General features: G+C 64.8%; 26 protein-coding genes. 11 read left to right on the forward strand and 15 right to left on the reverse strand.

The features are described 5' to 3' along the window. Window positions 1-6: 6 nt before the first annotated feature. Genes ABZ677_RS00245 through ABZ677_RS00255 form a run of 3 tightly spaced genes read left to right on the forward strand, consistent with a single transcriptional unit; the run spans window position 7 to window position 1,484 of the window. Complete coding sequence (locus ABZ677_RS00245; RefSeq protein WP_358366183.1) at window positions 7-543, forward strand: hypothetical protein; 537 nt, start codon at window positions 7-9, stop codon at window positions 541-543. Next, window positions 446-1,078 carry an endonuclease/exonuclease/phosphatase family protein gene (locus ABZ677_RS00250; protein WP_358366184.1) on the forward strand — a complete coding sequence of 211 codons (633 nt, stop codon included), beginning with the start codon at window positions 446-448 and terminating at the stop codon, window positions 1,076-1,078. Before ABZ677_RS00245 ends, ABZ677_RS00250 begins: the two co-directional genes overlap by 98 nt. Window positions 1,079-1,085: 7 nt before the next feature. Then, window positions 1,086-1,484, forward strand: a complete 399-nt coding sequence (locus ABZ677_RS00255; protein WP_358366185.1) for an ASCH domain-containing protein — start codon at window positions 1,086-1,088, stop codon at window positions 1,482-1,484. On the opposite strand, the gene ABZ677_RS00260 is transcribed toward ABZ677_RS00255, so the two are convergent. Beyond that, entirely contained in the window at window positions 1,451-2,146 is a 696-nt protein-coding gene (locus ABZ677_RS00260) for a VOC family protein (RefSeq protein ID WP_358366186.1), read from the reverse strand. The two genes, ABZ677_RS00255 and ABZ677_RS00260, sit on opposite strands and share 34 nt — an antisense overlap. Window positions 2,147-2,191: 45 nt before the next feature. On the opposite strand from ABZ677_RS00260, the gene ABZ677_RS00265 reads away from it, so the two are divergent. Further along, the gene (locus ABZ677_RS00265) at window positions 2,192-3,937 is read left to right on the forward strand and encodes a DUF222 domain-containing protein (protein WP_358366187.1); all 1,746 of its coding nucleotides are present in this window, start codon (window positions 2,192-2,194) and stop codon (window positions 3,935-3,937) included. 97 nt (window positions 3,938-4,034) lie between these two features. Here ABZ677_RS00265 and ABZ677_RS00270 read toward each other — a convergent pair whose 3' ends face one another. From ABZ677_RS00270 to ABZ677_RS00280, 3 genes are all read right to left on the reverse strand, one after another. Then, on the reverse strand, window positions 4,035-6,125 hold the full coding sequence (locus ABZ677_RS00270; RefSeq protein WP_358366188.1) for a glycosyltransferase family 39 protein: 2,091 nt from the start codon (window positions 6,123-6,125) through the stop codon (window positions 4,035-4,037). A 102-nt stretch (window positions 6,126-6,227) separates the two neighbouring features. Next, window positions 6,228-6,908, reverse strand: coding sequence for a class F sortase (locus ABZ677_RS00275; RefSeq protein WP_358366189.1), 681 nt, complete (start codon window positions 6,906-6,908; stop codon window positions 6,228-6,230). Window positions 6,909-6,911: 3 nt separating this feature from the next. Further along, the gene (locus tag ABZ677_RS00280; protein WP_358366190.1) at window positions 6,912-8,348 is read right to left on the reverse strand and encodes an ice-binding family protein; all 1,437 of its coding nucleotides are present in this window, start codon (window positions 8,346-8,348) and stop codon (window positions 6,912-6,914) included. 410 nt (window positions 8,349-8,758) lie between these two features. Here ABZ677_RS00280 and ABZ677_RS00285 point away from each other — a divergent pair, with 410 nt between their 5' ends. Next, complete coding sequence (locus ABZ677_RS00285) at window positions 8,759-9,487, forward strand: TetR/AcrR family transcriptional regulator C-terminal domain-containing protein (protein WP_037191334.1); 729 nt, start codon at window positions 8,759-8,761, stop codon at window positions 9,485-9,487. Window positions 9,488-9,638: 151 nt separating this feature from the next. Here ABZ677_RS00285 and ABZ677_RS00290 read toward each other — a convergent pair whose 3' ends face one another. Together ABZ677_RS00290 and ABZ677_RS00295 are read right to left on the reverse strand one after the other, a co-directional pair. Then, entirely contained in the window at window positions 9,639-11,333 is a 1,695-nt protein-coding gene (locus ABZ677_RS00290; protein WP_358366191.1) for an MDR family MFS transporter, read from the reverse strand. 92 nt (window positions 11,334-11,425) lie between these two features. Further along, entirely contained in the window at window positions 11,426-12,715 is a 1,290-nt protein-coding gene (locus ABZ677_RS00295) for an MFS transporter (protein ID WP_037191332.1), read from the reverse strand. Between the two features lie 72 nt (window positions 12,716-12,787). Between ABZ677_RS00295 and aroQ the strand changes: the two genes are divergently transcribed. From aroQ to ABZ677_RS00320, 5 genes are all read left to right on the forward strand, one after another. Continuing rightward, window positions 12,788-13,222, forward strand: coding sequence for a type II 3-dehydroquinate dehydratase (aroQ, locus tag ABZ677_RS00300; RefSeq protein WP_037191330.1), 435 nt, complete (start codon window positions 12,788-12,790; stop codon window positions 13,220-13,222). A gap of 79 nt (window positions 13,223-13,301) precedes the next feature. Next, window positions 13,302-14,057, forward strand: a complete 756-nt coding sequence (locus ABZ677_RS00305) for a thioredoxin domain-containing protein (protein WP_358366192.1) — start codon at window positions 13,302-13,304, stop codon at window positions 14,055-14,057. A 19-nt stretch (window positions 14,058-14,076) separates the two neighbouring features. Next, window positions 14,077-14,649, forward strand: coding sequence for a vitamin K epoxide reductase family protein (locus tag ABZ677_RS00310; RefSeq protein WP_358366193.1), 573 nt, complete (start codon window positions 14,077-14,079; stop codon window positions 14,647-14,649). A gap of 119 nt (window positions 14,650-14,768) precedes the next feature. Further along, entirely contained in the window at window positions 14,769-16,304 is a 1,536-nt protein-coding gene (locus ABZ677_RS00315; protein WP_358366194.1) for an NlpC/P60 family protein, read from the forward strand. 36 nt (window positions 16,305-16,340) lie between these two features. Continuing rightward, entirely contained in the window at window positions 16,341-17,117 is a 777-nt protein-coding gene (locus ABZ677_RS00320; RefSeq protein WP_094633996.1) for an acyl-ACP thioesterase domain-containing protein, read from the forward strand. Here the strand turns inward: ABZ677_RS00320 and ABZ677_RS00325 are convergent. From ABZ677_RS00325 to ABZ677_RS00355, 7 genes are all read right to left on the reverse strand, one after another. After that, the gene (locus ABZ677_RS00325) at window positions 17,021-18,508 is read right to left on the reverse strand and encodes an AMP-binding protein (RefSeq protein ID WP_358366195.1); all 1,488 of its coding nucleotides are present in this window, start codon (window positions 18,506-18,508) and stop codon (window positions 17,021-17,023) included. The genes ABZ677_RS00320 and ABZ677_RS00325 overlap by 97 nt on opposite strands. Next, on the reverse strand, window positions 18,459-19,100 hold the full coding sequence (locus ABZ677_RS00330; RefSeq protein ID WP_358366196.1) for an energy-coupling factor transporter transmembrane protein EcfT: 642 nt from the start codon (window positions 19,098-19,100) through the stop codon (window positions 18,459-18,461). Before ABZ677_RS00330 ends, ABZ677_RS00325 begins: the two co-directional genes overlap by 50 nt. Further along, window positions 19,097-19,777 (reverse strand): ABC transporter ATP-binding protein, encoded by a 681-nt coding sequence (locus tag ABZ677_RS00335; RefSeq protein WP_037191323.1) that lies wholly within the window; start codon window positions 19,775-19,777, stop codon window positions 19,097-19,099. Before ABZ677_RS00335 ends, ABZ677_RS00330 begins: the two co-directional genes overlap by 4 nt. Window positions 19,778-19,801: 24 nt before the next feature. Beyond that, window positions 19,802-20,920 carry a thiolase family protein gene (locus tag ABZ677_RS00340; protein ID WP_358366197.1) on the reverse strand — a complete coding sequence of 373 codons (1,119 nt, stop codon included), beginning with the start codon at window positions 20,918-20,920 and terminating at the stop codon, window positions 19,802-19,804. Window positions 20,921-20,931: 11 nt separating this feature from the next. Next, window positions 20,932-22,089, reverse strand: a complete 1,158-nt coding sequence (locus tag ABZ677_RS00345) for an AMP-binding protein (protein ID WP_358366198.1) — start codon at window positions 22,087-22,089, stop codon at window positions 20,932-20,934. Then, a complete protein-coding gene (locus tag ABZ677_RS00350) occupies window positions 22,086-22,637 on the reverse strand; it encodes a biotin transporter BioY (protein WP_358366199.1) in 552 nt (183 codons plus the stop codon). The genes ABZ677_RS00345 and ABZ677_RS00350 overlap by 4 nt, the downstream gene beginning before the upstream one ends. Window positions 22,638-22,789: 152 nt before the next feature. Then, window positions 22,790-24,865, reverse strand: coding sequence for a DUF222 domain-containing protein (locus ABZ677_RS00355; RefSeq protein WP_358366200.1), 2,076 nt, complete (start codon window positions 24,863-24,865; stop codon window positions 22,790-22,792). A gap of 74 nt (window positions 24,866-24,939) precedes the next feature. Between ABZ677_RS00355 and ABZ677_RS00360 the strand changes: the two genes are divergently transcribed. After that, window positions 24,940-25,449 (forward strand): GNAT family N-acetyltransferase, encoded by a 510-nt coding sequence (locus tag ABZ677_RS00360; RefSeq protein ID WP_358366201.1) that lies wholly within the window; start codon window positions 24,940-24,942, stop codon window positions 25,447-25,449. Here the strand turns inward: ABZ677_RS00360 and ABZ677_RS00365 are convergent. Together ABZ677_RS00365 and ABZ677_RS00370 are read right to left on the reverse strand one after the other, a co-directional pair. Continuing rightward, the gene (locus ABZ677_RS00365; protein ID WP_358366202.1) at window positions 25,439-26,386 is read right to left on the reverse strand and encodes a CPBP family intramembrane glutamic endopeptidase; all 948 of its coding nucleotides are present in this window, start codon (window positions 26,384-26,386) and stop codon (window positions 25,439-25,441) included. The two genes, ABZ677_RS00360 and ABZ677_RS00365, sit on opposite strands and share 11 nt — an antisense overlap. 105 nt (window positions 26,387-26,491) lie before the next feature. Continuing rightward, the gene (locus ABZ677_RS00370; RefSeq protein ID WP_358366203.1) at window positions 26,492-26,743 is read right to left on the reverse strand and encodes a hypothetical protein; all 252 of its coding nucleotides are present in this window, start codon (window positions 26,741-26,743) and stop codon (window positions 26,492-26,494) included. Window positions 26,744-26,756: the final 13 nt, after the last annotated feature.

Below are 26,756 nucleotides of genomic sequence, written 5' to 3' on the forward strand. Positions count from 1 at the left end.
ACGACCGTGAGAATGTCGAGACTCGTGGCCGTCACCGTTACCCTGACCTTCATGGCCTCTGGTTGCTCCTCGTCCGACCCTGATGCCGACCGACTCGAAGCCGTTACGACGCCGGTACGCGTGGCGACGTTCAATGCCAGCCTCAATCGGCCGGTGGCCGGGCAGTTGGTGGCCGAACTGCAGGGTGAGGACGCACAGGCTCGCGCGGCGGCCGATGTGATTGCCGCGAACTCACCGGATGTGTTGCTGGTCAACGAGTTCGACTACTCGGGCCAGGATGCGGTGACTCTGTTCAACGACAGATACCTCGACGGACAGTATCCGCACTCCTTCACTGCGCCGGTGAACACGGGCGTCGATTCGGGACTCGACCTGGACCGGGACGGCACACTCGGCGGCCCGGGTGATGCGTGGGGGGTTCGGCCAGTTCCCGGGCCAGTACGGGATGGTCGTGTACTCGAAGTATCCGATCGCCACCGATTCGGTACGTACGTTCCAGAACTTCCTGTGGAAGGACATGCCGGATTCCCTGCTGCCGCGTGACTACTACGGAGATGCCTCCGACGCGCTGCGACTGTCCAGCAAATCGCATTGGGACGTGCCGATCGACGTGAACGGCACGACCCTGCACGTGTTGGCGTCACACCCCACTCCCCCGTCTTTCGATGGTCCCGAGGACCGCAACGGCAAACGCAACCACGACGAGATCAGGCTCAGCGCCGATTACATCTCGGGTGCGGACTACCTCTACGACGACAACGGTGTACGCGGCGGACTGGAGGACGGAGCATCGTTCGTCATGCTGGGCGATCAGAACAGCGATCCGGTCGACGGAGATTCGGTTGCCGGTGCCATCGCGCAGGTTCTCGACCTTCCGCGGGTTCAGGATCCTGCACCCACCTCGGCCGATCACGGCACGGACACAGCCGATTTCGCCGACCCGACGCCGGGCGACCTGCGCGTGGACTACGTGTTGCCCTCGGACGATCTGACGGTGATCGATTCGCAGGTGTACTGGCCTTCGGGCACCGAGCACCCGTCGGACCACCGACTGGTGTGGGTCGACCTCGAAATATGATGGGTACGTGACCGATCTACCGATTGTCGAATTCGCTTACCCCGGGCCCTTACGGGACACCTTGGTTGCGGCCGTCCTGACCGGCGCCAAGACCACCACGGCCAGTCTGTTGGTCCAGTACGCCGACGAGGAGATGCCGAGAGTCGGTGAACGTGGCGCGGTGGTGGATTCGGCGGGACTGACGGTGGGGATCATCGAAACCCGGGCCGTCGATGTCGTTGCGCTGAAGGATGTTTCGCTCCAACATGCCCTCGACGAGGGTGAGGGTTACGCCGATGTGGCGCAGTGGCGGGCCGGACACGAAAGATTCTGGCACTCGACCGAGGTTCGCGCGGAACTGGGCGATCCACACTTCACCGTCGACGACGACACTCAGGTGGTCCTGGAGCGGTTCGTACTCGTGTGAAGTCGTGGCCCGTTTTGTTCCGACGGTTCGATGCCTACTGCTCGAAGGGTTGCAGCTTCTGCGCTGTCCGGATCATACGGCCGTGCCGCTGTCATGATGACCCGCGCATTCTCCGGAGTGTGGATCTCGAGTTCGACGGAATTCCACGGTCGAGTATGAGGCCCGGTGACCGAGCCGGGTCGGATTTGCGTGCAGGCCTCGACTACGGCGTCGAGCTGGTCGAGAACACAGGCGAAGCTCACAGTCATCTCGGGCAGAGTGGCCGATCGGTCCACGGGTACCAGCAGAACATCTTGGAACGCCCAGCGGCGCAGGTGAACCAATCGACCTGGGATCGCGAAGAGCTCGAAGAAACCCAAGGCATCGATCCAGAATTCGGTCGACTCCGCGAGATCCGCGGTGGGGATGGTGACGAACATGGGCATGCCGTACAGGCCACGAAACTGTGGGGGCGCGGTGGCGTCCGGGCCCGGAATCGGTACGGGGCTCACCTCGAAGGCGGGGTAGTTCTCGTTCATGCTCACCATCCTGAAGCCTGACGCCACGTCAGGGTCAAACAGTATTGTCGGTGGACGGGTGTATGGACACTCGATGTCCAATTCTCCATCATTGCAACATAATTGGGGTTGACGACCGGCCCACATCTCGGTATTCTCGAACATACGTTCTACGTCTTGTTGGACCATCCGCCGGGGGGCGACCACACAATGACCACATTCAGCTCGACGCGCAGTCGATTCGCGGCCTATCTCGGGCCGCAATCGAAGCCGTACATCGAGGGTGCTTCTCTGGCCGAGATTCGAGATGTCGCGATGCTGGAGAATCAGGCGTGCGCACGGAAAGTGACTGTAGCCGCCGAGATCTGGGACGCGTGTATTCATCAGAACGTGCTCGTTGGTGACATCATTCAGGATGCCGGCAATTACGCGGCGTCGGAGATTGCGCACGTTCTGGGTTGCTCAAAGACCGTTGCGAACACCTACGCTGAGATCGGCATGGACTTACGGCTCCGGCTTACCGATGTTGCAGCAGCGTTCGAGGCAGGCGAACTCGACCTGCCCCGGGTCCGCGCGATATACCGCTGCACCCACAATCTGACGCAGGACGCGGCGACGGCCGTCCAAGGAGAGGTTCTGCACGCTGCCCGACGCCTGTCACCGGGTCCGCTGGCGACCGAGATCTGGTCGATCATGTACCGCATCGCGCCCGAGCAGGCTGCCGCTCTGCGCAAGGACCTGGAACGGCACACCAACGTCACGTACACCGACAAAGACGTGCTCTCGACGCTCAAAGCCGATCTCACCGCCGCCGACGCCGCAGCTGCTTGGCAGTTGATCAACGAGATGGCCGCGACCGTGTGCCGACGTGATCCGCGAAACAAGGGGCAGAAGCGTGCAGCAGCGTATGTTGCTCTGCTGCAGCAGGAGTCGTCGATGGCATGCATGTGCGAACCCGATGACGACAATCCGTGCACGGCCGATACTGTGCGTCCTGATCGACGCGCCCCACTGACGGTGATCACCGTCGACCTCGCCACTCTCGCCGGTCTGCTGTCCAATCCTGCTCACCTGGCCGGCCACGGCCCCATCGATGCCGAGTACGCCCGGGAACTAGCAGACAACGCACACTGGCAGATCCTGCTCACCGAAGCCCGCAATTTGGCGGAGAAACTCGGCTACGGCGAGGACCTGGAGTCATTCGTACACCTCGATACCGACAATGGCACGGGCACTGAAGACAGGTGCACCGAAAGCAGCGCCGACAGCGGCAGCAGGTCGCAGGTGGTGTTTCATCCGCTGGGACGCAGTCGTCGTCGCGTCGGCGGTTCGGTTCCTCGGCCCCCGACGTCCGCACAACCACCGCGAAGCACCTGTCTTGCCACTCCGTATCGGGGCACCTATACCTTTGTTGCCGAACGCGAAGCGGCCATCACCGCAGATCCCGCTCTTGGGCTCGCGCTCCACTCGGACGGTCATGGAGGTCTCGTGTTGCCTCCACCCGGAGCCCTTCTATACCGCCCGACTGTTGCACTGGCGGAACGCATTCGATATCGCGACCGCACGTGCCGGCACCCCGGCTGCGACGTCCCGGCCCAGCAATGCGAGATCGACCACATCGTTCCGTACTTTCATCGCGACCCCGAGTCCGGTGGCTGGACCATCGACACCAACCTGCACTGCCTGTGCCGCTACCACCACAGCCTCAAGACCATGGGGTTGTGGACGCCGGTGATGCTCGCCGGCGGTGTCGAGTTCTGGGTCTCGAATGCCGGCACCACCGCGATCACTGTTCCCGGCACCACGCAACTCGCGGACCTGAGCCATCTGCCCGTCGTCCATCGCAGGCCCAAAGGTGAAGCGATGCAGGCAGGTACCTCGAGTCTCGAGATAGTCCAGCCGCTGCCCGCGCCGGTACCTACGTCGGCACCCGACGATGATCCTCCGCCTTTCTGATCGATCACGGGTCAGTACCACGGGTCAGTACACAGAAGTTCCACCGCAGTCGAAGCGTCTGCGGTGGAACAACTGTGCCCAATCGGCGTCGCGGGTGTCAGCCCGTGTAAGTGCTCAGGTCGTACACGGTCGCGCTGCCGACGGTGCTGGCGGTGAAGTTCGCCTCGACCCATTCCTGGATCTGCGAGGAAGTACTCGCGGAGTCGCCGCCCATGCCCCCGCGCGCCATTCCGCCACCCATTCCGCCCGACACGTAGTACGCCACCTCGTGATTGGAGACGTACTCGATGAACTCGTCGAGAGTCGGGGTGGGATCGCCGCTCCATCCGCCGATCGCCATCACTGCCGTATCGGACGCCAACTCGTATCCGGCTGCAGACATCGAACCGTTCACAGCAGCGGACCACCGCGTGGTCGTGGACTCGAGCAGAGCCGTCAACTCCTCGTCGGTCTCACCCATACCGCCCATCGACATACCGCTCGGCAGGTCGCCGCTGCCGAAGCCGGCCGGAAGATCGGCAGCATCAGCCGGCATGCTCGCATCATCGCCCGACGCAGCATCAGCCGGCATGCTCGCATCGCCCGGCATCGCTCCCGTCGGCATACCACCACTTGGCATACCGCCACTCGGCATTCCACCGCCCGGCATGCCGCCAGGGCCTCCGTCGCTGACTGCACCTGTCGGGCCCGCGGTGGGGACGGAACCACTGTGTGCGTTGGTCGTCGTGGCGATGGCGTACGACGCGCCGCCGCCGAGACCGGCCACGGCTCCGAGGATCAACGCAGCGGCAGTGAGCTTTCGGTAGCGCCCGGCGAGCAGAATCATCACGGCCGCGACGATGGTCCCCACCAACAGAATCCATTTCAACGCCGGCAGCCAGTCCGCGTTGCGGTGCAGCAGCACCCAACTCCAGGTACCGGCCGCAATCATCATCGTTGCCATACCGGCTCTGCCCCAGATGGATTCGCGCCGAAGCCACAGTGCATAGCCGCCGGTTCCGATCATGCCCGCAAGTGCAGGAGCGAGCGCGACGGTGTAGTACGGGTGAATCGTGCCGGACATGTAGCTGAAGATCAGCGCCGTCACCAGGAACCAACCGCCCCACAGAATCAGGGACGCACGCAGCAGATCGGTACGTGGCGCTCGGCCACGGGCGATCAACCCGAAGACCAGCGCCATCAGGGCGGCCGGGATGAGCCAGGAGATCTGGATTCCCATTTCGCTGCCGAACAGTCGGTCCAAACCGGTCGACCCACCGAAGCTGGACCCGGCTGCCCCGGCACTCATTCCGGCCGGAGCCTCCATTCCGCCACCGCCGGTGTTACCGAAGATTCGGCCGAGGCCGTTGTACCCGAGCACCAGATCCATCACGGTGTTGTCGGTGGACCCGCCGATGTACGGTCGGGCGTTCTCCGGCCACAGCTGAACCGTCAACACCCACCACCCCGCAGCGACGATCAGCGCCGCGAACGCGCCGACGAGGTGGAGCAACCGGGCCCGTAACTGCGCCTGTCCTGCAACGAGATACGTGAGACCGAACGCCGGCAACACCAGCAGCCCCTGCAACATCTTCGTCAGGAAGGCGAACCCGAGCGCCACGCCCGCGAAGGCCAGCCACATCGCGGCCCGTCGTCCGGCAGCCGTCTGCAGAGACCGCACCACGAAGTAGCCGCCGAGCGTCATGAGGAGAACCAGCAGCGCGTCGGGATTGTCGAAGTCGAACATCAACGCCGCCGCCGGAACCGACGCCAGAGTGAAGCCGGCGAGCAACCCGGCAGTGGGGTTCGCGACACGCTTGACCGCGGCATACACCGTCGCCACAGAGGCGACACCCATCAATGCCTGCGGCAGAAGCAAACTGAAGCTCGAGAACCCGAAGACACGAGCCGACAGTCCCATCACCCACAGTGCGGCCGGTGGCTTGTCCACGGTGATGAAGTTCTCGGAATCGAGCGATCCGAAGAACCACGCCGTCCAGTCCTTGGTACCGGCCTGTACCGCCGCGGCGTAGAACGAGTTCGCGTAACCACTTGCGGTCAGGTTCCACAGGTACAGGGTTGCGGTGGCCGCGAGCAGAACCAGTAACCCGAGCAGGTGCCGGCGGCGATACAGCCACCCGTTCTGCCGGGACGGCTGGCGGGCATGCGATGGAGGCATCGCGCCCGGTCGGTCGAGTTGGGCAGTCATCGCAGATCCTGTTCGTCGAAGTTGTCGACTACGAGAATGTGCGATGGACCGTCGGCCACGCTGGGAGCAGCCTGCGAACTTGCTGTGAGCGAAAGGCCTCGCTCACACGCGATCGGCGTACACGACGATGTTGTCGTCGTAACTCGAGATGTCCGAGTCGAATTGACCGCCGCAGGTGATCAATCGCAAGCCGGGGTGGTCGATGTCTCCGTAGACCTTGTCGGTGGGAAACGCATCCTTCGGATACTGCTCCACCGCACTGACGACGAATCGGACCGTGTTGCCGTCCTGGCCGACGACGGTGACATCGTCGCCCTGTTCGAGTTCGCGGAGCCGGTAGAAGACGCCGGGGCTGCCGCCCCAATCCACATGCCCCGCAACGATCGACGGTCCCAATTGCCCCGGAACCGGCGACCCGGTGTACCAGCCGGCGGGGAAACCACCCGCGGGAACTTCCATCGAGCCGTCCGGACGCAGACCCAGACCCATCACATCGGAGTCGACGCCGATCGCACCGATCTCGAGCCGCGCGGGCGGTGACCCAGGAGCCGACGACGATTCGGCGGCAACCTCACCCGACGGGGCGACGGCGGCTGGAGCAGGAGAAACCGAGGACATCGGATCGTTCTGCGACGGGCCGGGATCCGAGGGCGTTGCGCAGCCGGCAACCAGCGACAGCAGCAGGAGGAACGCCGCTGCCACCGCCCGCACCACGACCCGGTGTCGGGTCGTGGTGCGGGCGGTTTCGGCCAGAGGTATCGATACCTCGACGGTAGGTCTCACCGATCAGTGCCGACGACGAGTCAGAGTCAAGGCAGAGACTGCACCGACCGCGAGCACTGCCAGCAACGTCCAGATCGCAACGAACGGCGTTGTGTCAGAGGATGACACAGTGCTGCCGTCACCGGTGTCGACGCCACCGTTCGGGATCTGCGTGATCTGCCCACCCGGGTTGTACGTGCCCGGCTGATCCGGGCCACCCGGTGTGCTCGGCTGGTTGGGCTGATCAGGAGTGTTCGGGGTGTTCGGGGTGTTCGGAGTGTTGGGGGTGTTCGGAACGTTCGGCTGATTCGGCACGTTCGGCTGATTCGGCACGTTCGGCTGGTTCGGAACGTTCGGCTGATTCGGCACGTTCGGCTGATTCGGCTGGTTCGGAACGTTCGGCTGGTTCGGGATACCCGGGATCGGCGGGATCGTGATGCCGGGGACGGGAGGCAGGCCTGGGATCGGGGGTACTTCGATGACGATCGGCGGTGTACCTCCACCGTCACCCGGAGTACCCGGTGTACCGCCGCCGTCGCCGGGAGGCGTCGTGGTGACCGGAGGCGTGGTGGTCACCGGAGGCGTTGTCGTGACCGGAGGAGTGGTGGTCACCGGAGGCGTTGTCGTGACCGGAGGCGTGGTGGTCACCGGGGGTGTTGTGGTCGTGGGGGGTGTTGTGGTCGTCGGCGGAATGACGGTTTCACAGTTCGGGCTGGTGATGCGGTTCGAGTCCAACGTCACGGCACCGTTCCGGGCGAGCAGGCGTCCGTCGACGGTGGCACCGGTGGTCGCGGTGATGGACGCCAGCGCCATGACGGTGCCGACGAACTGCGTGTCGGTGCCCAGTGTCGCGGAGCTGCCGATCTGCCAGAACACATTGCAGGGATTCGCTCCGTTGGTGAGCGATACCCGACTGTTGGAGGCAGTGATCAGCGTCGATGCCGCTTGGAAGATGAATACGGCATTCGAGTTGCCCTGCGCATCGAGTGTCAGGGTGCCGGTCAGGCCGAGAGTCCCCGATCCTCCGTACAGTCCGGCGAGAAGAGTTTGCCCACCGAGCTCCACTCCGACGTTCGCCGGTCCGGTTCGACCGGCCGCATCGTTGTAGCCGACTGTGAGATCCGACTGTGCCTGTGCTGCAACGGTATCGCGGTCGTGGATCACTCCACCCGTGACCAAGCCGGGCGGAAAGCCGGTGACACTCGGTGGTTCGCCCTCACCTGGACTGACGCCGACGTCGCCGCTGATGGTCGAGGTGCCGGTATTGGTGACGGTGGAGCCGGCCAATACGGCGAAAGTCTCTGCGGTTCCGAGGCCCACGGTGGTGGGCTGGGCAACGGCGGGAGATGCAGTGATCATCATGAGTGCGCTGGTGGCCAGGGCAATTGTTCCAACGACGGGAATGAGCGTCTTGCTGCGGCCGGTGGTGGTGGACGCATGGGTGCGCTGCGAAGCATGCATGGATTACATACCGATCTGATGGTGGGGGACGAAGCGGGCTTGCTGCCTCGCTTCGTGGATCACGCGCATCGATCCCCCGACGAGTTCGATTGCGCGGTAAGTTATCTCGCGACTTTCGACGATGTTCACTGGCATACACCAGGGGCGTCGAGGTCTCGCGGTCTATGCACTTCGATGGCATCGCGTGCCGACTTTTCTGCAACACGCGATAGGAATAAGAGGTAGGCGGAGGCTCGTGGCCCACTCCGCAACAAAGAGTTTCCCCGTATCTCTACGGTGTAGAGCTACAGCACACCACGTGTACTCTCACGGGTCAAGCGAAAATGCCTGCAGGACAACAAGTTTGTTTTCGGGTCTGATAACCTTCGATATACCGCTTAGTTCTGATTCCGGAAAGGTGGTGACGCTCGTTGTCACCGTCCAATCGCACGGGCCCACACGTCAAGGACAAGATCGACCGCGAATACGTGGTGTCCGCAGCTCTGTCCATCGTCGACCGAACCGGCCTGGACAGCCTGTCCATTCGCAGCCTGGCGTCGTCGATCGATCGCGATCCGATGACGGTGTACCGATATCTCCCGACGAAAGAGGCACTGCTCGACGCCATCGCCGACGCGATACTCAGCCCGCTCGTCACGGTCGATGTGACCGACCCCGATTGGCAGGGACAGCTGAGAATCTTCGCCCGGCACTATCGCTGTCTTGCACTCGAGCATCCGCACGCGGTAATTCTGCTGTCCACTCGCCCCCATCGAACGCCGCTCGGGCTGGGCACCACCAGATCTTTGAGGTCGCTGGAGGGCGTATTGGCACTGTTGACCGCCGCCGGGTTCACCGTGCCCCAGGCATTGTCGACGTACCGGATGCTGAAATCCTTCCTACGGGGACACCTGTTGAGCGAGACGCAGGAGATGCCCGAGAAACCCGACGAGACCGGAGATCGGCTGACCCTCGCCTTGCGCCGCCTCCCCACCGCCGAATTTCCGCTGCTGTCCACGCTTCCAGCGCTGATCACCGAATACGACGGAGCCCTCGAGCTCGAGCGTGGACTCGACGTGCTGTTCGAGGGTCTCGGGCGCACGGCCGAGACCGTCACGCCCGCCGGATCGGGGCAAACGTCTGCACTGGGTCACGGGTGAGGAAGTCCACCAAAATCGCGTTGCACAGCTCGGGCGTCAGCGCCGGCTCTGCGCTGTGCATGTCGTCGAGCCTGCGCACGCCGCGTACCACGTCCGCACCGGACCGAGCTGTACCCAGTTCCCAGAACTCACGGCATCGGAATTCACGACATCAAACCAGACCCGTACCCGCTTCGTTCGCTCGTTCTTCGTCACGCTGCTGCTGCGCCGCAGCCAGCCCCGACATCGTCCGCAGCGGCACCTCCTTGAGGAACAACACCAGCACGAAGCCGATGACCATCAGGATCGACACGGCGAGGAACACGTAGTCCATGGCGTCGGAGAACCCGATCCGGAACGGCTCGGCCAGTGCGGGTTCGAGCTTTTGGATGAACGAGCTGTCCTGCAACGCACTGCCAGCGACGGAGGCGTCACCCGACGCTATCGCCTGGGCGAAACCGGATTCCAGCGGGTCGGAACTGGTTGCGGCGCTCTGCACTGCCTGCTGGAACTCCGGCGTCGAACTCGCGGCAATCAGTGCATCGCCGGTCTTCGGGGTCAGCTGGGTGAACAGCATCGACAGGAAGACGGCAACACCCACCGTCGCACCGATCTGCCGGAAGAACGTTGCAGCAGAGGTGGATACACCCATGTCCTTGGGCGGCATCGCATTCTGGATGGCCAGGGTCAGCGGCTGCATCATCGAACCGAGCCCGAGGCCGAACACGCCCATGACGATCATCGTCTGCCACAGCGGCGTATCGGCGTGCACGTAATGGAAGACGAACATCGCGATCGCCATCAGTGCGGTACCGACGATCGGAAAGATCTTGTAGCGGCCCGTCTTCGAGATCATGCGACCCGAGACGATCGACGCGATCATCAGGGCACCGACGAGGGGCAGAGTCTGGTAGCCGGCCAGCGTCGGCGAGGAGCCCTTGACCACCTGCAGATACTGGGGCAGCAGCGAGATGCCGCCGAACATCGCCGCACCGGCAATGACACTGACGGCAATACACAACGAGAACAACGGGTTTCGGAAGAATCGCATGGGAATCAGGGCGTCGTCGCCCATCTTGATCTCGGCGAGCACGAACGCGATGACGCCGACGATGCCGATTCCGAAGCACAACAGGGCCCGAGGCGAACTCCACCCCCACACGCGTCCCTGCTCGGCGATGATGAGCAGCGGTACGAGACCGACGCTGAGAAGCACTGCGCCCCACCAGTCGACGCGCGCCTCGCGGCGGTACACCGGCAGGTTCAGCACTCGCCACACCACTACGAGCGCGATGATGCCCAGCGGGACGTTGATGTAGAAGACCCAACGCCAGCCGGTGATTCCGAGGATCGACGACTGCCCGGCGAGCAGTCCACCGATGACCGGCCCGAGCACGCTGGACGTGCCGAACACGGCCAGGAAGTAGCCCTGGTACTTGGCACGTTCGCGCGGCGGCACGATATCGCCGATAATGGCCAGCGCCATCGACATCAGACCGCCCGCACCCAGGCCCTGGATGGCGCGGAAGGCGGCGAGCTCGTACATCGACGTCGCGATGCCGCACAGCATTGACCCGACGACGAAGATCGAGATGGCCGTCATGAAGAACGGCTTGCGTCCGTAGAGGTCGGACAGCTTGCCGTAGAGCGGGGTCGAGACCGTCGAGGTGATGAGGTAGGCCGTGGTCACCCACGCCAGCACCGAGAACCCGTTGAGGTCGTCGGCGATGGTCCGGACGGACGTCGAGACGATGGTCTGGTCGAGGGCGGCGAGGAACATGCCCATCATCAGGCCCGACAGAATCGTCATGATCTCGCGATGCGAATACTCGCCGGTCGCGGGCTTCACTTCAGGCTCGGTAACCATCTCTTGGATTCACCTTTACATAGCATTTACTTGTGTCCTACAACGATATTCGGACCACCAGCATGCTCGCAGAAAGCTGTCTAAGCAAAGGTTTATTTACGGCGAATCCGGTCTCGCACCTCACGCATCGTGTGTGGGTGAATGCCCTCGGCAGCGAGCACCCTACGAGTTTTGCGCCGCGTCAACAGAACCCCGGTGATCGCGATGATCCACACCGGGAACTGCGCGAGCAACGCCACCCGGAAGCCGTCGAACGTGTAACCACCCATCGCGTCGAGAATCCATCCGATCGCCGCGATCACCAACAGCGACGCCAGGAAGCCACCGATGTTCACCATCCCCTGCGCCGTCCCCAGATTGGCGCTCGGATTGAACGTGCGGGCGAGGTCGAAACCGATCACCGAACCGGGGCCACCCACCGAGATCACCACGACGAGCAGCACCAGCAACCACAGCGGAGCAGGTCCGGGCAATGCCAACACGATCGCCCACATGGTCGCGTTGCTGACCATGATCGCCAGCACCAGCCACGACCGTCGCATCGGGTACCGCCCGGTGAGAACACCCACCACGATGCCCGACGCCACCGCGGACGCCACCGACACCGTCAGCAACGCTCCGGCCGTCGACGCCGACAGCCCTTGTGCCGACGTCAGATACGGCACACCCCAGAGCAACGCGAACACCGTGATCGAGAACTGAGTACCCATATGGGAGAAGAAGCCGAGCCGGGTGCCGGGGCGTCGCCACACGTCCGCAATGGAGACGAGGGTCTGTCGAAGCGTCGTCGGCTCGAACGCGGGGGCAGCTCCGTCGTCGGGGCGATCTCTGACGAGCGCGAGAACCAGTACGAGTGCAAGGAGCCCGAGCGCAGCCGCGCTACCGAACGCGAACGTCCAACCGGGTCCGTTCAACAGGATCAGGAACGGGACCGCCGAGAGCACCTGGCCGAGCTGGCCGAGCAGACCGGTCAGCTGCGAGACGATCGGCACTCGCCGCGGCGTGAACCACACCGGCACCAACCGCAGCACCGAGATGAAGGTGAGAGCATCGCCCACGCCGACGAACGCGCGTGCGACCACCGCGACCGGGAGCGACTCCGTCAGCGCCAACGTGATCTGCGCCGACGCCATGATCAGCGCGCCTGCGGCGATCATCTTCCGCGAACCGATGCGATCCAGCAGCACCCCGGCCGGGATCTGCATCCCCGCGTACACGATCACCTGCAGCACCACGAACGACGACAGCAGCGACGGCGACACCGAGAACCGATCCGCCGCACTCAGTCCGGCGACGCCGAACGACGTTCGATGCAGCACTCCGATGATGTAGGCGAAGACACCGATGCCCCACACCACCCAGACCGTCTTGCCAGTACTCACCGGACGATTGTGTCAACCACGCTGTGGAATAGTCGGAGCCGGTAGTACCGAAGCAAGAAAAGGAGTGGCGCGATGGCCAAGCAGGTGTTGGTGCTCAACGGTCCGAATCTGAACATGCTCGGAACCCGGCAGCCCGAGGTCTACGGCCACGCCACCCTCGCCGACGTCGTCACCCTGTGCGAGAAGACCGCCGCCGAGCACGGACTCACCGTCCAGACCGAGCAGTCCAATCACGAGGGACAGCTCATCGACTGGATCCACGCGGCCCGCGGGGTGGCGTCGGGCATCGTCATCAACCCGGGCGGGTTGACGCACACGTCCGTGGCGCTGCGCGACGCACTCGTCATCCCGGAGGTGCCGATCATCGAGGTGCACATTTCCAACGTGCACGCCCGCGAGGAGTTTCGGCACCACTCCTTCGTCTCCCCCATCGCCAGCGGCGTCATCGCCGGACTCGGGATCGACGGATACCGATTCGCCATCCAGCGCCTCGCCGCTCTCATCTGACACAGCTCTCATCTGACGTAGCTCCAATCCGACACAGCTCTCATCCGACGCTCAGGATCGACTGCCTAAACTGGTCGCCGTGAACACGAGCAAGAACGTCTCCAAAGACATCAAGGCCATGCAGAACGGCGACAAGAATCGTCGGACTCTCATTCAGGTCGTCGTCGCAGTCGTTCTGATAGCGCTCGTGGCGGCAATTGCCCTCTTCATCGTCAACAAGGATTCGACGTCTGGGGATGCATCGTCCGCGGCAGGCTCCGGCGCGACCGGGGCCCAGCTCACCCCCACGACCTTGACGGACAACGGTGCCATCCGATTCGGCAACCCCGACGCCACCACCGTCGTCAGCGTCGTCGAGGACTTCCAGTGCCCGGCGTGCAAGAACTTCGAGTCCATCAGCGGATCGACGCTGCAGCAGTTGGCCGAGGCAGGCAACGTCGCCGTCGACTACCGACCCATCTCCATTCTCGACCGGTTCTCGAACGGGACCATGTACTCGACCCGCGCGGCCGGTGCCTCCATCTGCGTCGCCGAGAACGACCGCGACAACTGGATGAGCTGGCACACCTCCATGTTCGAGCAGCAGCCGTCCGAAGGCGGTACCGGACTGACCGATGACGAGCTCGTCGCGATCGCCGCCTCCGCAGGTGCCGACTCCCCCGCCATCGCGTCGTGCATCACCGACGGCAGCTACACCGATTGGGTCACCACCCAGACGCAGTCGGTCCTCGGCGAAGGCATCAACGGAACGCCGAACGTGCGCGTCAACGGCACCGACATCGCCAACCCGACGCCGGAGAACATCCTCGCTGCCGCTGCAGCAGCCGGTAACTGAGCAGCATCCGGTAATCGACATGAGAACCCGCGCAGGTGCCGCTGTCTTCACCCTGTTCAGCGCTCTCGGGTTACTCGCAGCGCTGACGCTGACGGTCGAGCGATTCAAACTGCTCGAGGACGCGTCGTACGTCCCGTCGTGCAGCCTGAATCCGGTGCTCTCGTGCGGTTCGGTGATGGTGACGAAACAGGCGGCGCTCTTCGGTTTTCCGAACCCCATCCTGGGCATCGCCGCCTTCTCGGTGGCGCTCGTCGCCGGGGTGCTCTGGCTCGGCCGCGTAGAACTGCCCCACTGGTTCTGGCTCGGACTGAGTGCAGGCCTGCTGCTCGGCGAAGTCTTCGTGCACTGGCTGATCTTCCAGAGCCTGTACGAGATCAATGCCCTGTGCCCCTATTGCATGGTGGTGTGGGCGGTGACGATGCCGTTGTTCGTGCTCGCTCTGAGCCGATTGGTCGGCTCCGGCCCGAACACCGGCGGCACAGTCGGCCGCCTCTTCCTGGAATGGCGCTGGACGCTGCTCGCGGTGTGGTACGCAATCGTCGTCGCGCTCATCGGAATCCGCTTCTCGGACTACTGGGCATCCCTGCTCTGACAGTTTCGCAAAACTCATGAGTCGAACGTCTGCACCGTGCATGATGGGTGCAGCACCCGAGTGAGACTGATCACAGCTCCTGGCTCGGGGAAGATCGTTCGAGTAGCAGGAGTCGATACATGGCAGGCGATCCATTCGCAGTCATCGTTGCCGTCATCGTGTCAGCCGCCGGTGTAGTCGCCGGAACCGATGCCCCGGCTCCGATTCCCGATCAGGCGGTGCAGGATCAGGCGGCGGAGATCGCGGCCAACGCCGAGGATCAGGCGAAGACGATGAGCGATCAGTGGACCGAGCTACTGGGCACCATGCCCGAACCGGCCGCCGACATCGCCGATCGCACCCTCTCCGAGGCCGCCGAAGGCTTGCACACCGCCGCCGAACCGATGCTCCCCGACCTACCGACGGTGGAAGACATCCAAGCAGTCGGCACAGAAGCCGGCGACCCAGAAGCAGCCGACACAGAAGCCGGCGATACGGCAGCGGTGCCGACCGCGCCGGGAGATGCACTGGCCGCCACCACAGCCGCGGCCGTAGCTGCTGCCGGCTCCCCCTCCACGCCACTGCCGTTCAGTGTTTTCTCCTCGAATGCGGTGTCCACCACCGCAGCCGCACTCGGGGCCGGTGCCGTTCAATTCGCCGGCCGTACGTACACCGCCGCCGATATCGCCACCCAGACCGCGTTCATGGCGTCGGCCGAGGCCATCAGGCGCGCGCTGTTTCCCGGTCAACCCGCCACGTTCACCGGAATCAATGTGGGCTCGATCGGTTTGGGTGCGGTGGGAGCCATCACCGCCTTCGTGCCGTGGCTGCAGAAGGCAGGCAACATCTGCGGCGGCGTCAAGGCGACGACCATCGCGGCACTGTATGCCGCCGAGAACGGTTTTCGGCACGGCCCCACTGCTCCGGTCTCGAGCACCGGCGCGCAGGGGCCGGGGCAGTTCATGCCCGGCACGTGGGCGACGTACGGCAAGGACTACGACGGCAATGGCGTCACCGACGTCAACAGCATCGGTGATTCGGTGATGGCGTCGGGCACACTGCTGTGCGACATCTACGGACAGGTCGACGGTTGGAAGCGCGAGGGCAAGGTGTCCGGTGACACCTTGGATCTGACCCTGGCCGGATACAACGCAGGCGCGGGAGCAGTGCTGCGATCGGGCGGTATGCCTTCGGGCACAGTCGATTACGAGACTCAGACCAAGCCGTACGTGTCTCGCATCAGAGCGACCGAGGCGCAGTTCGCCGCCATCCTCACCCCGTTCGCCGGACTCGACCTCACCGGAATCGGCGGCCGATCGGTGCAGCTGGCGATGGACTACCTGGGACTGCCGTACGTATGGGGCGGCGGAAACATCAACGGACCGTCCGGCGGCGGATTCGACTGCTCGGGCCTGACGTCGTATGCCCTCTACAAGGCCTCGGGCGGAAAGGTCACCTTGCCCCGAACCTCGGAAACTCAGTGGAACGTGGGCACCGAGATCCCCATGGAGCTCGCGCAGCCGGGCGATCTGCTGTTCGGAAACTTCGGACCGGCCGGGCCGGGCCACGTGGCGATCTACATGGGCAACGGCCAGATGGTGCACGCTCCCACCACCGGTGACGTGGTGCGCGTGGCACCGGTGTTCGACGGTATGCGCGCCCGTCACATCGTCTAGGTGCGCGCGTACAGTGCGGTCGTGACCAATGCACGCGTGGAACCGGCCGGCTTCGACGACGAACTGGCACCGGAGCCGCCGCCCGGTGAAGGCTTCGAGACCAACTGGCCGGTGCGGACCGGCGACATCGATCCGAGCAACCGACTACGGTTCGACGGCGTTGCCCGCTACCTGCAGGACATCGGTACCGACAACCTCGACGCCACTCCCCTGGGCAAGACGGATCCCATGTGGATCGTGCGGCGCACCGTCATCGATGTCTTCGAGCCGATCCATTTCCCGGACCGAGTGCACATGCGGCGCTGGTGTTCCTCGATGTCGACCCGATGGTCCAACATGCGGGTGGCACTGACGACACCGAAGGGTGGACGCATCGAGACCGAGGGCTTCTGGATCAACATCAGCAAGGACACCGGAATGCCGACCCGCATCAGCGACGGCGCCCTGGAAATGCTGGCGCGAACCACCGATCAACACCGGTTGCGCTGGAAGGCATGGCTGACCGAGCCGGTGCCGGCGGAATCTCACGGGGACGTTCAGTTCCCCTTGCGCGCAACCGATATCGACCCGTTCAACCACCTCAACAACGCCGCATACTGGCATGCGATCGAGGAGTTGCTGGTGGACGTGCCGGAGCTGGCCGCGGCACCGCACCGCGCCGTCATCGAATACCTGACCCCGGTGCTGGCGGGTGAACGCGTCACTCTGCGCCACCGCTACGACGGCGGCGCGTTGACCGTCTGGTTCGTCGTCACAGGAGCATCGGGCGAGCCGACGGTCCGCACCGTGGCCAAGGTTGCACCCAAGGCGTGACGGTCGAGCTTGCCGCGTGGTGTGCGGGGCAGCGAATCCACGACGGCGATCACCACCGGCAGGCTGGGACCCGGCAGCACGGTGCGTAGGTGGCGGCGGATCCGATCCACGGATATCGGATCGGTTTGCGCAACAACAACTCCGGCCGCTGGCTCCGCACCGGTTCGGTCGTGGGGCAAGCCGACCACCCCGGCCTCGAGCACACCGGGGATCGACAACAGTGCCGCTTCGATCGGAGCCAGCTCGACGTTGAGTCCGGCTCGAACGATCGTCTCGCTGTCGCGGCCGTGCAAGATCAGTCGTCCCTCTTCGACACTGCCGCGATCGCCGACGGTCATCCACCCGTCGACCGGCCCGTTCGTCAGGGTCGTGTGGCCTCCCACTCGGCTCAGGTAGCCGTCGAACAGCATGTCGCTGCGCACGTGCAGCAGCTCGTCCCTGATCTCGACCTCGACCCCGTCGAACAGCTGTCCGCTGACCTCGGTGCCTGTGATTTCGCTTCGGTCGTAGGAGACGAAACTGAGCTCGGACGCCCCGTAGAAGTGCGTCGTGGTTGCCTTCGGTAGCGCTCTCGCCAGCGCCGCTCGACCCGACTGCGGCCATCGCGCCGCGGACGAGAGCACCTCGCGGACACTGTCCGATCGCACTCCCGAGCGAGCGATGTCCCAGGCGATGGTCGGTACCGAATACAGATGTGTCGGAGCATCTTCGAGAGCGACCGGCACCTTGCGTAGGTCCACCGTCGCACCCCGGGTCAGCCCGTGCAACGCACCGTAGAGAAAGTGGGTGTGATCGAGGGTGCCGGGTGCGGACACCCGATCGCCGGGACCCAGATCGAACAGTGCGTCGGAGCGGTCCAGCGTGGCAGCCCACGACGCCTGATTGCGCACGAACAACTTGGGCGGGCCGGTGGTTCCGGAGGTGACGCCCACGAGCAACTCGGAATTCGCTGCGGGAGTGGAGATGGCGGCGGTCGGGTCGGCAGCCACGTCCTCGGGTGCGAACACGTCGACTGCGCCCCAACCACGCAATCTCGCATGCTGACGCGGATGCGCGGCAATCAGCGAGGGCTCGCACACCGCCGTGACATCGGCGAATTCATGAGCCAGCAGATGTCGATGCAGCAGAACGACACTCACTCCGGCATGCATCGCCGCGACGACGACCACCAATGACCCGATATCCGACGTCGGCAGTACCGCGATACGACGCATCCCTGCCACTGCGGTCGCCGCGCGTGTCACCCGAGCCCAGAATTCCCGGTAGGAGATCTCCCCGGTCGAGTCGACGACGGCCGACCCGCGACGGTCGGAATGCTGCGCTATTCGGGCGGCGAGGAGCTCACTTGTGGTCATCATCATCGACACCGTCGTCATCGACACCGTCGTCATCGACACCGCGGGCGACGAGGGCGTCTCCCATCGCGTCGGCGGTGCGCAGAGCACGCACCAGGACCGGCGTTGCCAGTGCCGTCATCGACCACTGCAGTCCGCGTGCTTTGCGGGCCTGCGACACCTCTTGGACGATGGACGCGAGCAGCGGGATGCATCGAATGGCCAGGGCCAAGAGCAGTCCGATGCGATCCGGATCGACGCCGAAGCGTCGGACGGGGCCGAGCGCTCGGGTGACGGTATCGAGCATGTCGGTCACCCGGGTGGTGAGGGTGACCAGAGCCGCCAGAGCAACGGAGATCACCAGCACCCCGCACACCACAACGGCGCGCTGCCAGGTGGTGATGATCACCTGGAACACGCCGATGATCAACAACATCCACAGCACCTGACGCAGCTGCGCCAGTGCAACTTTCGCCGGAATGCGGGCCACCGCGAACAACGCCGCGACCAGCAGCGCCACCACACCCACTTCGAGCGGAGTACGCGCGAAGATCACCGTTGCCAGGATCGCGAAGATCAGCGCCAGCAGCTTCGATCCCGGGCTCATCCGGTGCAGCAGCGAGGTGCCGGGCCGGTAGAGACCGATCATCCGATCAGCTCCCGATAGGCCGGGACCGCGGCGGCGGGGGTGCCGTCGAATGCGATGCGGCCGTCGTCGATGACGATGACGCGCTCGAAGCTGTCCAGCAGTGCCAGTTGATGGGTCACGACGATGACTTGCTGGTCCATGGAATCCAGAGCCTGCGCGACGACGCGTCCGTTGCGCAGATCGAGCAGCGTCGTCGGTTCGTCCGCAACGACCACCTCCGGTCGTCGGATCAGGACAGCACCGATCGCCAGCAGTTGTTTCTGTCCACCGGAGAGCAGGTGCGCCGGATGGTCGCGGTGCTGATCGAGACGGAAGCGGACGAGAATCTCTTCCACCCGCTCGGCCACCTCGGCCTTGCTCAAACCGGACCTGCGGAGCGAGAACGCGAGATCCTCTGCGACAGTAGGCATCACGATCTGAGAATCGGGATCGGTGAACACGAAGCCGACCTTCTTGCGAACCTGCGCCCCCTTCTTCGCGGCATCGACGCCGTCGACCGTGACGCGGCCCGTATCGGGCTTGATCAGACCGTTGATCATCCGCGCGAGCGTCGACTTGCCCGAACCGTTGGAACCGATGATGCCGATTCGGCGCTCGTCGAATTCGAGGTCGATGCTGTGCAGCACCTGCCGTTCCCCGAACGAGTGCGAAATGTTCTCGAACTTGACTGTGCTCATATGACCCTGCTCATGTAACCCTGCTCATGTCGCTCGTTCCACCAGCATCGCTATTCCTTGCCCGCCGCCGATGGCGCAGGCCGCCAGGCCCAGTGCCGGGCCCCCGGGCTGCAGCATTCGAGAGGCCAACCGTACCAGCAGAATTGCGCCCGACGCGCCCCACGGGTGCCCCATCGCGATGGCCCCACCCTCCGGACAGATGCGGCCCTCGTCGAGGCCCAATTCATCCGAGACCGCGAGCACGACCGACGCGAAAGCCTCGGTGATCTCGACGGTGTCGATGTCGGCGAGGCTCACCCCGGTGCGGGCGAGCAGCTTCTCGATCGCAGGCACCGGACCCAGTCCCGGAAGAGCCGGGTCGGACCCTGCGACCGCGCTGCCGAGGATGCGCAACGCCGGCATCCCGGCTGCCCGCTCGGCCGTGGTGACGGCCAGAACTGCTGCGCCGTCCGATATTCCGCACGAGTTGCCCGCGGTCACGGTGCCGTCGGAGGTGAACGTGGGGCGCAGTCTGCCGAGCCGCTGGGCAGTCATGTTGGGGCGGATGCGCTCGTCGGTTACGACATCGTTCACCGTGACGATCTCGGCCGAGAAATCGCAGGCCGCCGCGCGCGCGAACGACCGTGCAGCGTAGGCATCTTGGCGTTCGCGCCCGATACCTCGGATTCGCGCGAGGTCGTCCGCTGCCACACCCATGTCCGGGTCCGCGAAGCCGGGCGGAGCGAACGGCGCTCGGGTGTAGCGGACGGGCTCTCCGCCGTCGACCGGTGGCCAGAATCTCCACGGGCTGGTGCTGGCAGACTCGACGCCACCGGCCAGAACAAGCGTCTCGTCGCCGCTGCGGATGCGGGACGCGGCCTGCGCCACCGCGTCGAGCCCGGATCCGCACTGCCGATCGACGGTGACGCCGGGAACGCCGACGCCGAGGCCCGCGAGCAGAGACGAGACACGTGCAACGTCGCCGCCGGGACCGAGGCAGTTACCGAGAATCACGTCGTCGATCGGAATGTCGAGCGAACCGATTTCTGCTGCAACAGCTTTCAGGACAGGTGCGGCTAGGTTCGGGGCGGTGACATCGGCGAAGCCGTGCCCGGCGATACCGATTGCCGAACGTTTCGCCGCGACGATAACGGGGACATTCACAGGAGCGACATTCACAGCAGGGCCCTTCGGGCGATCTTGCCGTTGGAGGTACGGGGCAACTGCTGCACCACCGTCCAGCGTCGCGGCAGTGCTTCCTTGGCCATGATTGCGCGAGCGTCGGCGCGCACGAGGTCGAGGTCGCGGGTTCCGTCGAGTTCGATGACAGCAGAGACCGTTTCGCCGAGAACCGCGTGTGGTGTGCCGATCGCTGCCGCAGCTCGGACGCCATCGAGTGCGGTCAGGATGTTCTCCACGTCCTCGGCGATCACGGTGGTTCCGCCCACGTTGATCGCTGCATCCCCGCGGCCGTGGACGAGGAGTTCGGAGCCGTTCAGTTCGGCCAGATCACCGACGCCGAACCAACCGCGCGCACCGAGCGCAGCGTACGGCGAACGAACGAACAGGTACCCGTCCTCGGTGCGTGCGTCGACGTCCCGAAGCAGTCTCAATGTCGAGTGTTTGCCCACCACCCTCGCCGCCACCAGTGACAGCTCCGCCGAGCCGTAGTACTCGACCAGCCTGATCTCTTGCGTCGAGGCGTTCTGTGCCGAGATCGTCTGCGCGGCACCATCATCGAGGCCACTCCCGGCAGCGACGGCAACTCGCGCATGGGGCATCCCGCGGAGGACATCACGGAGTACCGCAGGCACGGCATGGACAGCAGTGGCCTGCGAAGGATCGTCGGTGACGCATGCCCCGAGCCACAGTGCGTGCACCGCGGCGAACAGGTGCATCGTCGCGTGCAGCGGTCCGGTGATCAGTACGGTGTCGGTCGGTCGAATACCGGAGATGTCGGTGAACTCGGGGAAGCTGTCTACCCATGACGCGACCGTGCGAGCGAGCGGTTTCGGGCGGCCAGTGGAGCCCGAGGTCGCCACCAGCAGGAACGCGTCGGGATCGGTGTGCGCAGGGCGCTCGGGACGGGCGACCGGGTCCTCCGCTCGGACCGCGCTGCCCTGCCTGGCCGCCGCGAAGACGCAGATCAAGGCCTCCGGCAGATCGAGCGCTGACGCGTCGTGGGATCGAGCACTGTGGGATCGAGCTCCGTGCACCGGGAGGTGAGGCCACCGCTCGACGGCTGCGTCGAGTTCGGCGTAGGTGAGTGTGCGACCCGCCCAGGAGATGGCGGTGTCGTTGTCTCGGCCTCGACCTCCCAGCGTGAGAGTCACGCCTTGATCAGGCCCGGGTACGCGCGGTGGACGCTCTTGGCGACGACGGTGGCGACGACGACCTTCGCGATGTCTCCCGGTAGGAACGGTCCGTTGGACGTGACGGCGGCCCAGAGTCCGACGTCGGTGCGCAGGACGAGTCCGATGATGCCGAATGCGTAGACGACGAGGATTCCGCCGACCGCATTGATCAGCAGGCCGAGCGCGATCGAATACTTGGGCAGGATGCGCGCAGTGAGCAGGCCGATCAGGAATGCGGCCGGAATCCAGCCGATGAGGTAGCCGACGGTCGGTCCGGCCATGGCGGCGAGACCGGTACGCCCGCCCGCCAGCAGCGGCAGACCGATCATCGTCAGCGCGAGGAACACCAGGACCGCGGCCGTGCCTTTGCGGGCACCGAGGATCGCGCCGCACAGGATGATGCCGAGGGTCTGCAGGGTGATGGGGACGCCCGAGAACCCGACCGTGATCGATCCCGGCAGGCCGAGTGCGGCGATGAGTGCTGCGAACACCGCAATCTGCGCCATGTCGCGGGCGGAGACGTTCATTCGACTGACCTTACGGCTCGGCTGGCGAGTACTGCTGTCGACATCTGACACGGGTGACTCCTCGAGGAGTGGGGCGGCGAACTGCCCCAGAGACTTGAACGGCGTTCAAGGTAGCAGGCCAGCGGCCTGTGCCACACCGGCACGGGTGTTGTTCAGAAGGGCGGAGGGTCGTATCGGGTGCGGTCGTATCGAACGCGTGCATGGACGACGCGACAGTGTTCGAGGTAGGCCCGCCGCTTCTCTGCCAATCTTCTTCGGTCGATATCCGTTGTCGCAGAGCGATAGTCGTCGAGAGTCGGCGGTGTACACCCGCCGTACTCGAGCTCCCAGCGGGTGGGTTCGAGCAGACTTGCTCCCGGCCTGGACGAGCCCCTTCGGCGTCGGCGGGATGCGCGGGGAGTCGCGATCGACATCTCCGGCACCGTGACTCTGCGCAGACCGAGGGAGTTCGACCACAGAATCGCTCCGCCGGCGAGCATCACCGCCGACCACGCCCCCGAGGTCTTGGCCTGATGATGGAACACGCACACGGGCTGAAGATTGGTCACGATCGTCCAGCCGCCCCGCTCGGGATCGTCGTGATCGAACGGAACCAGATGATCGATCTGACACCGGGACGCCGGCACGTCGCAATTCGGGAACGTACACGTGCGATAAGCAGCACGAACGAACGCGGCGACGCGGGCACCCGGCCGATACGTCACCGCCGACTGCGACGGAACGGACTCGCCGCCATGACCGTCGGGAAAGATGCCGCGAGCACGCTCGGGCCGTTCGGCAATCCAGGCAAGCCACCGTGCGACGAGCCCATCGCGGACAGACTCCTCCCCCAGTAACGGGACTGCAGATGGCAGGCAGTGGGCACCCACAAGACGTGCGGACGGAAGCTGGGCGGCACCTCGTACCCGACCCATGCCGACCACCCGACGCAACAACGACGACGAGACCGTCGAGAGCGGTCCGAACGAACGCGACTGCGCACCCAACCCGTCGCCGCTGCGGGAGTCGGTTTGGCCGGGGCCGGAATCACCGGAACTTGGGCCGCAGTCACGGGGCGACTGCCCGCGGCCGGAGTGCGAAGGACCGCCACCGGCTGAACCACCGCCGTCCGAACCACTGTCGTCTGGACCACCGCCATCGGGGCCACCGCCGTCTGGACCACCGCTCTCGGGGCCACCGTCCAGCCCACCACCGTCAGGGCCGTCATCGTCCCCACCGTCGTCGTTCGATCCGTCGTCGTTCGATCCGTCGTCGCCCGTGTTTGTTTGCTGGGGCTTCAGCATCTGGACCAGCTCGGTCAGCAGCGCCTGCCACTTCGCGTCCGTGGCAACGATGCGCGCCACTTCGGGGTCGATGGGTGTCCCGTCGGCGAGGGTCGCGGGCTCCGAGGACAGTCCCAGCAGCGTCTCCACCGCCACCACGATCTGGAGGAGATGCCCGCGCCGAGGAGGAATGTCGTCGACAGCGCCGGCCACCGGGCAGTCGTCGCCGCGATCGCACTGACACGCGAGTGAATGCTCGCCGTGCAGCAACGCCATCAGACCCGCGGCCCGCAGCGTGCCCGTCGATCGTGGGTCGCCCTTGCAGACAGTCCCGACCATTTCGACGATGAGGGCATCCGCTTCCGCTGCTTCGAGATCGGTGATCTTCGCGATGAGCGACGCGATCCCGCCCGGACCGGTGCGGTCGATCCTCACGCCGACCTCCTCGGACTTCGCGGTCTCGCGGGCAGCTTCGGCACCGACCGGATCGGCCTTCATCCACAGCCGCCAGATCCGATTGCGTAGCGCCTGCGGACGCATTCGGCCACCCGAGGCACAGACCTCGTATTCGATCTTCGCGATCGTCTCGTCACTAGCACGATGCAGCACCGAGGTGATGGTGACCACCGTCGACCAGTCGAAGCTGCCGGTCACGAAACGCAAGGCGGTCAACGGCATTCGATGCAGACGCTCCGCGACATCGTGCACCACCGACGCATCACGACGCGTTCCGGTCATCGTCACGGCCAGATCGCACAGGGCACCGCGGACGGTCTCGCCCGGATCTCCGCCGGCAGCTTCGGCTGCCTCGAGGCGCATCTCGAGAACATCGCAGTACGCGAGCACGGTGGCCGCTCGAGCGAGATTCTCGTTGACACGGTTGAGTGCGATGACGTCGAGAAACCCCGCAATGCAGTCATCGACCGGCGGCGTCTCCGCCGCTCCCCACCCCCCGGTATCGAACATGAATTCGATGATACGAGAGGGGTCCGACAAGAAATTCCGAGAACAATTCGAGTCGTATCGGTATAACTGCAACGGTGGCCAGATACACGATCCGTGACATCCGCCCGGGCGACGAAGTACAGCTCGGCGCAGCGCACGTGGCGATCTGGAAGGCGACGTACGCGGGAATGATGAACAGCGCCAAGCTCGATGCGATACGCCCTCGCGATCGCATCGAACGATGGGAGCAGATCATCGCCCGCCGCGACGAGGAGGCGAGCCGCGGTGTGCGGACCCGATGCGCCGTCGACACCAGCGATTCACGCATCGTCGGTTTCGCCACCGGCGGCCCGCCACGCGACCTCGATCCGCCGGCGCCGACCGAACTGTGGTCACTGAACGTTGTACCCGAGCACCACGGCACCGGCCTCGCAACAGAACTCATGACCACCGTGATCGACCGTAAGGCATCCACATATCTGTGGGTGGCAGCGGCCAACGATCGCGCGGTGGCGTTCTACCGCAAGCATCGGTTCGAGCTGGACGGCACCGAGAAGTTCGACCCGATCTGGGAGTGCCTCGAAGCCCGCATGGTCAGGGCTTGACGGGCGGTTCTCGTCGGGACTCGTCGGGATCGAGTTTCTCGGGGTTCAGGACCACCTCGGCCACCATCGGAGTCGTCTCGACGGTCGTATCGCCGTACCGAACGGCCACCGTATTCGGCAGGAACGCCTCCAGCGCGCGGGGGGCGAGCCACCACAACAGCGCTGCAAACAGGATCAGAATGTTGATCCCCTGCAGGACGGTCGCCGCATTCTCGGACGGAATCACGCGATCCAATACCTGGATGTTCATCACCAGTCCGTGGATGGCGATCAACACCCACAGTCGCCGGTAGCGGTAGAACACCCAGACCGCCGCGGCACCCCAGCACAGCGCCCACAGAAACCCGCCTCCACCGAAGTACATGTAGAGAAGGCCTCGCATCGTGGCCGACAGCGCCATGATCGCCCAGATCGGGAGTCGGCCCACCAGTAGCAACACCGGCAACGCCACCAGGATCGGCTCTTCGCGTAGACCCACGGCGAGCGCTGATACCACTGCGAGCCAATCGGACTCGACCGAGGCAGGAACCGAGAAGCTGAAGCGGACGATGTCCAGGCGAGACAACACGAGCAGCGAAGCAGAGGCGGCACCGATCGCGGCACACCAGGTGAGCGCCGCCTTGCGCGCGGTGCCACTGCGGGCCGGCCACACCGCAGGCAGCTTCCGACGTCGAATGAAATACACGAGGGCGATCGCCACCGCTCCCACCACTACCTGCGCTGCACCGACCGCGAGATCGGCCCACTGATCCCCCATCGAGAGCGTCGGGGCGGGCGCGTCGGGTTCACGGAAGCGCCACAGCGCGCCCATCAGGCTCACCGAGTAGACGACAACCCAACCGGCCACCAGACCCAGGACCATCACCGTAGTGCCTGCAGCGGTCAGACCACGCCGAGGCGAGCGAGTAGTGAGCCCCGCGTCGACACCGGTCGTCACCAGGTCACCACCATTCCGCTCGCTACACCATCGCCGAACAGCTTGTCTATCACGCCTGGGCCGAGAATTCAGTACCGTCCCGGTGATACGAACCGGCGGTGCCACTCACGGCCGAGTGTCACGCTCGGACTCATCGCTCGAATCTTTCGTGCCGACGATGTCGTCTCGTAGTTCCGCGAGCAGCCCCTTCCTCGGGGTGCCGCGACGCGATTCCCATACGTCGACCATCGCGAGCACCACCAGAACACAGCCGATCGGGCCGCCCTGAAACCAGGAGAACCGCAGGTCCCAGAAGAACAGCGCCAGCACAGCTCCGACGACGATCACGACGATGCTGCCCGCATCTCTTGCTTTCATCGCTTCCCTTTCA

Source organism: Rhodococcus sp. NPDC006774 (assembly GCF_040636045.1).
In the GTDB taxonomy this organism is placed as follows: domain Bacteria; phylum Actinomycetota; class Actinomycetes; order Mycobacteriales; family Mycobacteriaceae; genus Rhodococcoides.

What these genes read in the sequence shown, in the direction of transcription:
- ABZ677_RS00250 (WP_358366184.1), top strand. Translation starts at nt 446, where the DNA reads ATGGTCGTGTACTCGAAGTATCCGATCGCCACCGATTCGGTACGTACG.
- ABZ677_RS00260 (WP_358366186.1), bottom strand. Translation starts at nt 2,146, where the DNA reads ATGTTCGAGAATACCGAGATGTGGGCCGGTCGTCAACCCCAATTATGT.
- ABZ677_RS00265 (WP_358366187.1), top strand. Translation starts at nt 2,192, where the DNA reads ATGACCACATTCAGCTCGACGCGCAGTCGATTCGCGGCCTATCTCGGG.
- ABZ677_RS00270 (WP_358366188.1), bottom strand. Translation starts at nt 6,125, where the DNA reads ATGACTGCCCAACTCGACCGACCGGGCGCGATGCCTCCATCGCATGCC.
- ABZ677_RS00280 (WP_358366190.1), bottom strand. Translation starts at nt 8,348, where the DNA reads ATGCATGCTTCGCAGCGCACCCATGCGTCCACCACCACCGGCCGCAGC.
- ABZ677_RS00290 (WP_358366191.1), bottom strand. Translation starts at nt 11,333, where the DNA reads ATGGTTACCGAGCCTGAAGTGAAGCCCGCGACCGGCGAGTATTCGCAT.
- aroQ (WP_037191330.1), top strand. Translation starts at nt 12,788, where the DNA reads ATGGCCAAGCAGGTGTTGGTGCTCAACGGTCCGAATCTGAACATGCTC.
- ABZ677_RS00310 (WP_358366193.1), top strand. Translation starts at nt 14,077, where the DNA reads ATGAGAACCCGCGCAGGTGCCGCTGTCTTCACCCTGTTCAGCGCTCTC.
- ABZ677_RS00315 (WP_358366194.1), top strand. Translation starts at nt 14,769, where the DNA reads ATGGCAGGCGATCCATTCGCAGTCATCGTTGCCGTCATCGTGTCAGCC.
- ABZ677_RS00325 (WP_358366195.1), bottom strand. Translation starts at nt 18,508, where the DNA reads ATGACGACGGTGTCGATGACGACGGTGTCGATGATGATGACCACAAGT.
- ABZ677_RS00330 (WP_358366196.1), bottom strand. Translation starts at nt 19,100, where the DNA reads ATGATCGGTCTCTACCGGCCCGGCACCTCGCTGCTGCACCGGATGAGC.
- ABZ677_RS00335 (WP_037191323.1), bottom strand. Translation starts at nt 19,777, where the DNA reads ATGAGCACAGTCAAGTTCGAGAACATTTCGCACTCGTTCGGGGAACGG.
- ABZ677_RS00350 (WP_358366199.1), bottom strand. Translation starts at nt 22,637, where the DNA reads ATGAACGTCTCCGCCCGCGACATGGCGCAGATTGCGGTGTTCGCAGCA.
- ABZ677_RS00355 (WP_358366200.1), bottom strand. Translation starts at nt 24,865, where the DNA reads ATGTTCGATACCGGGGGGTGGGGAGCGGCGGAGACGCCGCCGGTCGAT.
- ABZ677_RS00370 (WP_358366203.1), bottom strand. Translation starts at nt 26,743, where the DNA reads ATGAAAGCAAGAGATGCGGGCAGCATCGTCGTGATCGTCGTCGGAGCT.